General features: G+C 66.7%; 5 protein-coding genes. All 5 read left to right on the top strand.

Annotated elements, in window-relative coordinates; translation table 11 throughout:
• The coding region (locus ACNPM4_RS09770; RefSeq protein ID WP_448985532.1) for an ABC transporter substrate-binding protein at window positions 1-970 on the top strand (970 nt) is incomplete at its 5' end.
• Between the two features lie 40 nt (window positions 971-1,010).
• A complete protein-coding gene (locus ACNPM4_RS09765) occupies window positions 1,011-2,006 on the top strand; it encodes an ABC transporter permease (RefSeq protein WP_029262920.1) in 996 nt (331 codons plus the stop codon).
• Window positions 1,999-2,985, top strand: coding sequence for an ABC transporter permease (locus ACNPM4_RS09760; RefSeq protein WP_400855833.1), 987 nt, complete (start codon window positions 1,999-2,001; stop codon window positions 2,983-2,985). The genes ACNPM4_RS09765 and ACNPM4_RS09760 overlap by 8 nt, the downstream gene beginning before the upstream one ends.
• Window positions 2,982-3,833, top strand: a complete 852-nt coding sequence (locus ACNPM4_RS09755; RefSeq protein WP_400855831.1) for an ABC transporter ATP-binding protein — start codon at window positions 2,982-2,984, stop codon at window positions 3,831-3,833. The genes ACNPM4_RS09760 and ACNPM4_RS09755 overlap by 4 nt, the downstream gene beginning before the upstream one ends.
• Complete coding sequence (locus ACNPM4_RS09750) at window positions 3,830-4,699, top strand: ABC transporter ATP-binding protein (RefSeq protein WP_105709583.1); 870 nt, start codon at window positions 3,830-3,832, stop codon at window positions 4,697-4,699. Before ACNPM4_RS09755 ends, ACNPM4_RS09750 begins: the two co-directional genes overlap by 4 nt.
• Window positions 4,700-4,723: the final 24 nt, after the last annotated feature.

Raw genomic sequence — 4,723 nt, 5'->3', positions numbered from 1 at the left:
GGACCTGCTCGCCGCCGGCGAGCTCGACTGGACCGGCATGTTCATCCCCAACCCCGACGATGTGACGGGCAACGGGAAGATCGACTGGATCAACACCCCTCAGGACCCGACCGTCCTGTACACCTGCTCGAACGCCGAGCTCGGCTGCACCGGCCCGCAGACCGACGTCGCCGTGCGCCAGGCGCTCAACCTGGCGATCGACCGCGCCACCATCAAGGACAAGGCGTTCGTCGGGCTCACCGGTGACATCTCGCCGACGTACGCCCTGCTGCCCCGCGACGAGAAGTGGGTCGCGGACCCCGCCAACGAGGTCAGCCCGCAGGAGGCGAACGTCGCCGAGGCGGACGCGATCCTCGAGGCCGCCGGTTACACGAAGGACGGCGACTTCTATGCGAAGGGCGGCGTGCCGCTCGAGCTCACCCTCACCTCGGTCGACGGCTGGACGGACTACAACGATGCCGCCAAGCTGATCGCCGAGCAGGCGGCCGCAGCCGGCATCAAGATCAACGTCTCGACCGTGCAGTGGCAGGAGTTCTCCGACTCCCGTCAGGGTGGAGAGTTCCAGCTCATCGTCGGCGGCATGATCGGCACGTCGGTGGCAGACCCGTTCCAGATCTACCGTGACTGGTTCGGCGGCACCGCGGTGCAGTCGACCAGCCCGGTCGGCACCGAGGTCCCGGCGGGTCGCTGGAACTTCAGCCGGTACAACAATCCGACGGTCGACGCTGCGGTGCAGGCCGCGATCAGCACCGATGACGAGGCGGAGAAGAAGGAGCTGTACGGCACGATCCAGACCGAGATCGTCCGCGACCTGCCCTACATCCCGCTGGTGATCAACGCGACCCAGACGTTCTACAACACGCAGGACTTCACGGGTTGGCCGACGGAGGAGGACCTCTACGCCTTCCCGCCGTCCTGGGGTGCGATCGCGGCAGGCTACGTCCTGACGCAGCTGCAGCCGGCCAAGTAGTCGAAAGGAGACGGGAAGCAGGAAGTCAGGAAAGAGTGACATGAAGTTCTATGCACGAAGAATCGGGTTCTACGCGTTCACGCTGTGGGCCGCGATCTCTCTCAACTTCCTGCTTCCCCGTCTCATGCCGGGGAACCCCGCCGACATCATGATCGCCAAGATGCAGCGGGCGGGCGGCGAGATCTCGGAGACGACGATCCGCAACATCAAGCTCCTGCTCGGTGGCGACGACTCCTCGCTTTGGGACCAGTACCTGGCGTACTGGGGCCGCATGTTCCGCGGCGACCTCGGGATCTCGGTCACGAAGTACCCGACCCCGGTGACCGAGCTCATCGCCGGGGCCCTGCCGTGGACACTCGTCCTGGTCGGCACGGCGACCGTCATCTCGTTCGTCCTCGGCGTCGCACTCGGTGCCTGGGCCGGATGGAAGCGGGGCACCTGGGTCGACCACGTGATCCCCGCGACCACCGTGCTGCAGTCCATCCCGTACTTCTGGCTGGCGCTGATCCTGGTGTCGGTGTTCGCGGTCGGACTCGGCTGGTTCCCGATCTTCGGGGGCTACGACGTGTTCGACTTCCCCGACGGGCCGGAGCCCACCTGGGCGTTCTTCACCGACGCGCTCGCGCATTCGCTCCTCCCGGCGATCACGATCGTGATCAGCTCCGTGGGCGGCTGGCTGTTCGGCATGCGCAACATGATGGTCGCCACCCTCGCCGAGGACTACGTCCTCACCGCCGAGGCCAAGGGCCTCCGGCACCGCCGCATCATGACGACGTACGCCGCGAGGAACGCGGCGATCCCGTCGATCGCCGGATTCTCGATCACGCTCGGCTTCGTCGTGTCCGGCTCCATCGTCATGGAGCAGGTGTTCACGTATCCGGGCATCGGCAAGCTGATGTTCCAGGCCGTCACGAACAACGACTATGCACTGATGCAGGGCCTGTTCCTGGTGATCACCATCACGGTGCTCGCCGCCAACTTCTTCATGGACCTCGTCTATGGCTTCATCGACCCGAGGGCGCGCCAGAATGTCTGATCCGCAGAACACCGCCGGTCTCCTGACCGTGGAGGACGCGCCCATGACGGCGCCGGCCAGCACCGTCTCGCTCGCGACACAGCGGGGAGGCCGCAAGCGGCGCATCCTGCCGAGCACATCGCCGAAGTTCATCGTCGGCTCGCTCCTCGTGCTCGCGATCGTGTTGTTCGCGATCATCGCGCCGTTCTTCACGCAGAATCCGCGCAGCACGGCGAACCCTGCACTCCAGCCGCCGTCGGCGGAGCACTGGTTGGGCACCACGAAGCTCGGTAACGACATGTTCGCCCAGCTCGCGATCGGTGCGCAGGGATCGCTCATGGTCGGGTTGATCGCCAGCGTGATCGCGATCGTGCTGTCGCTCGTCTTCGGTGTCCTCGCCGGATACCTCGGCGGCTGGCGTGAAGACGGACTCGCCCTCATCACCAACGTGATGATCGTCATCCCCGCCTTGCCGCTGGTCATGGTGATCGCCTCCTTCGTGCCGCAGCGCACCTGGCAGCTGGTCGCGATCTTCCTCGGCATCACCTCCTGGGCCGGCGCCGCCTACGTCCTGCGCCTGCAGACCCGTTCCCTCCGCACCCGCGACTACGTCTACGCCTCGAAGGTGGCCGGCGAGCGATCGCTGCGTGTGATCCTGGTCGAGATCATGCCGAACCTCCTGCCGCTGCTCACCGCGCAGTTCCTCTTCGCTCTGATCTTCGCGATCCTCGGCGAGGCCGGGCTGTCGTACCTGGGGCTCGGACCGACGGACTCGATCACCTGGGGAACCATCCTCAACGACGCGCAGTCCGGCCAGGCGCTCGGCCGCGGAGCGTGGTGGTGGTTCGTCCCGCCGGGCATCATGATCGCCATCCTCGGCGCCGGCCTCGCACTGATCAACTTCGCGATCGACGAGGTCATCAACCCGAAGCTGCGCAACGCGCCCGACGCCGCGCGCCGTGTGCGCAAGGCCGCGAAGACCAAGGGGGTCACCGCATGAGCCAGCCGGTGCTGACGGCGCGGAACGTGTCGATCGAGTACGAGGTCGACCCGCCGGTGAAAGCCGTGCGCGATGTGTCGCTGACGCTGAACCGCGGCGAGATCCTGGGTCTCGCGGGAGAGTCCGGCTGCGGCAAGACGACCCTGGCCTATGGGATGAACCGCCTCCTCAAGGCGCCGGCGCTCATGACGGCGGGGGAGATCGTCTTCCATGACCGCGACGGTCATGACATCGACATCGTGGGTCTCGACGGCGAGGGCCTCCGGGCGTTCCGGTGGGACAAGATCTCGATGGTCTTCCAGGGGGCGATGAACTCGCTCAACCCGGTGATCTCGGTCAAGGCGCAGATCTTCGACATCTTCGACACGCATCGACCTGGCATGAGCAAGAAGGCGAAGACCGCACGGGCGGAAGAGCTGCTCACCCTGGTCGGCGTCGACCCGAACCGCCTGACGAGCTTCCCGCACGAACTCTCGGGCGGCATGCGGCAGCGGATGATGATCGCGATGGCCCTCGCCCTCGATCCGCAGGTGATGATCATGGACGAGCCGACGACCGCGCTCGACGTGGTCGTGCAGCGCGGGATCATCCGTGAGATCATGCGGCTGCGCGAGAAGCTCGGGTTCGCGGTGATCTTCATCACCCACGACCTGCCGATGCTGATCGAGATCAGCGACCGGATCGCGATCATGCTGCAGGGACAGATCGTCGAGGAGGGCACGGCGGAGGAGATCTACCGGACCCCGCAGCACGAGTACACGAAACGGCTGCTGTCGAGCTTCCCGTCGCTCAAGGGCGAACGCGGCGACTTCGTCCGCACCGGTGTCAGCCAGGAGGGCGTCCGATGAGCGCGAACACGACCGCACCCACCGCGGCGCAGCCGGCGCGGCTGGAGGCCCGGAACCTGGTGAAGGACTTCCCCCTGCGCTCCGGTTTCAAGACGAGCATCCTGCACGCGGTGAAAGACGTGTCCTTCACGATCGAGGCGGGCAAGACGGTCGCTCTGGTCGGCGAGTCGGGGTCGGGGAAATCGACCATCGCGCGGATGCTCATGAAGCTGGAGACCCCGACCAGCGGGGAGATCCTGCTGGACGGGAAACCGTCCGGAACCCGCGGCCGGGCGCTGGAACGCTACCGCGCCGATGTGCAGATGGTGTTCCAGGACCCGTTCGCGTCGTTGAACCCTTTCCACACGATCGTGCATCACCTCGAGCGGCCGATCCGCCTGCACCACCCGGAGCTGTCTCGTGGCGAGGTGCGGGAGCGGGCCGTGGAGCTGCTGGAGCGCGTGCGACTCACTCCGGGGGAGAGCTACGCCGACCGTCGCCCGCACGAGCTCTCCGGTGGACAGCGTCAGCGCGTCGCGATCGCACGGGCGCTGGCCCCCGGGGCGCGGTTCATCGTCGCGGACGAGCCGGTGTCGATGCTGGACGTGTCGATCCGTCTCGGGGTGCTGAACCTCCTCGCGGACCTGCAGCGCGAGGAGAACCTCGGCGTCCTCTACATCACCCACGACCTGGCCACCGCCCGACACTTCTCGGACGAGATCATGGTGCTCTACAAGGGCGACGTCGTGGAGCGCGGGCCTGCGGACGAGGTCATCCTCAACCCGCAGCACGAGTACACCAAGACGCTCCTCGGCGCCGCTCCCGAGCCCGATAATCTCGGACGCCTCCGCGACGAGGTGCGCGCCGAGCTCGGCATCGCGCACTGACAGCCTCGCTTCGAATCGCGCGAA

The organism is Microbacterium umsixpiens, assembly GCF_053543675.1.
The sequence above is the reverse complement of the archived record's forward strand: the minus strand, read 5'-3'. Positions and strand labels throughout refer to the sequence as shown.

What these genes read in the sequence shown, in the direction of transcription:
- ACNPM4_RS09765 (WP_029262920.1), top strand. Translation starts at nt 1,011, where the DNA reads ATGAAGTTCTATGCACGAAGAATCGGGTTCTACGCGTTCACGCTGTGG.
- ACNPM4_RS09760 (WP_400855833.1), top strand. Translation starts at nt 1,999, where the DNA reads ATGTCTGATCCGCAGAACACCGCCGGTCTCCTGACCGTGGAGGACGCG.
- ACNPM4_RS09755 (WP_400855831.1), top strand. Translation starts at nt 2,982, where the DNA reads ATGAGCCAGCCGGTGCTGACGGCGCGGAACGTGTCGATCGAGTACGAG.
- ACNPM4_RS09750 (WP_105709583.1), top strand. Translation starts at nt 3,830, where the DNA reads ATGAGCGCGAACACGACCGCACCCACCGCGGCGCAGCCGGCGCGGCTG.